The following is a 1,068-nucleotide window of genomic DNA, read 5'->3' on the forward strand; positions in this document are numbered from 1 at the left end:
TCCTGTCCGCCTTCGAAGATGTCCCCGATCCCCGCGCCGAGAACACGCGACATGACTTGGGTGAGCTGCTGGTCATCGCCTTTGTGTCGGTCCTTTGCGGCGCGACCTCCTGCGCCGAGATGGCGGCCTTCGGGCGCGCAAAGGAAAGCGTTTTCAGGGGTTTCCTCAAGCTCAAGCACGCGGTTCCGTCGCATGACACCTTCTCGGCCGTGTTCCGGATGATCGATCCCAAGGCGCTCGATGCGGCTTTCGGGCGCGTGCTGGCCGATGTCGCGGCCCTCCTTCGTGATGGCGACGTGATCGCCGTTGACGGCAAGGCCCTGCGCGGGGCCCGCGATGCGGGAGAGAGCGGCCGGACGCGGATGATGGTCTCGGCCTATGCGGCGCGGCTGCGCCTGACGCTGGCCAGCGTGCCGGCCGATCGGGGTACGGAACTGGAGGCCGCCATCGAAGCGCTTGGCCTGATCGCGCTCAAGGGGAAGGTGGTGACCGCCGATGCCCTGCACTGCAATCGCCGTACGGTTGCTGCGATTAACGCGGGTGGTGGCGACTGGTGCCTGGCGCTCAAGGCCAACCAGGACTCGCTCCTGTCCGATGCCCGGGCCAGCTTCGGGGCCGAGCCAGACGCGCACCCAAGCGCGCTTTCCGAGGATATCGGCCACGGCCGGACGGAAACCCGAAAGGCGACCGTCGTTTCGAGCAAGGCTCTGGCAGAGCATCATGAATTCCCGGGCCTGAAGGCTTTTGGACGGGTCGAGGCCACCCGAAAAACAGCCGAGGGCACAACCTCGGAAACGAGGTACTTCGCGCTGTCCTGGGTGCCGACACCGGAGGTCCTGCTGGCGACCGTACGCGCCCACTGGGCTATCGAGAACAGTCTGCACTGGCAGCTGGACGTGTCGTTCCGCGAAGACGCGGCACGCAACCGCAAGGATAACAGCCCGGGCAACATCGCCATCCTGCGTCGCCGTGCTCTCGACGTCATGCGCAGGGACACGTCGAAGGGCTCGCTCTCCATCAAGCTCAAGAGGGCAGGCTGGGATGACGACTTTCTCCGAAACGTTCTCA

The 1,068-nt window shown here is 65.5% G+C and carries 1 protein-coding gene; it reads left to right on the plus strand.

The window, feature by feature from the left end; translation table 11 throughout:
* Positions 1 to 2 precede the first annotated feature (2 nt).
* A partial coding sequence (locus tag SY26_RS19715) for an ISAs1 family transposase (protein ID WP_084693988.1) occupies positions 3 to 1,068 on the plus strand: 1,066 nt, incomplete at its 3' end.

The organism is Paracoccus sp. 228 (assembly GCF_000967825.1).
Classification (GTDB): Bacteria; Pseudomonadota; Alphaproteobacteria; order Rhodobacterales; family Rhodobacteraceae; genus Paracoccus; species Paracoccus marcusii.